Genomic DNA, 273 nt, shown 5'->3' with positions numbered 1-273 from the left:
TACAGACGATGTTCCCTCCCAGACTGAAGCCTACAACTACCAGCATGCTCTGGGGCAAGCAGCGCTTGATGTAGGCCACCATGGCTGCATATTCCCACGTACAGCCTGGGAGAAGAGGACAATTTACATTTTTTTAGGAGACCTTCTTATACAGTGCGAGTACATGGCATGAACCCTAGTCAACAAACAACCATGTAAAACAAAAATCTAACTAAATAGACTGAAAAGAAAACAAATTTGTGCAAAAAAGTAACTAGGATACCGGGTAGGCTA

At 43.2% G+C, this 273-nt stretch carries 1 pseudogene; it reads right to left on the bottom strand.

Annotated features, from left to right (window positions below):
* Positions 1–91 (bottom strand): annotated as a pseudogene (locus IEQ44_RS18165) (hypothetical protein); the annotation flags it as partial.
* Positions 92–273 lie beyond the last annotated feature (182 nt).

The sequence above is a fragment of the Nocardioides malaquae genome, assembly GCF_015070385.1.
Classification (GTDB): Bacteria; Actinomycetota; Actinomycetes; order Propionibacteriales; family Nocardioidaceae; genus Nocardioides; species Nocardioides malaquae.
Note: the sequence above shows the minus strand (reverse complement) of the source record. Positions and strands in the feature narration are given on the sequence as shown.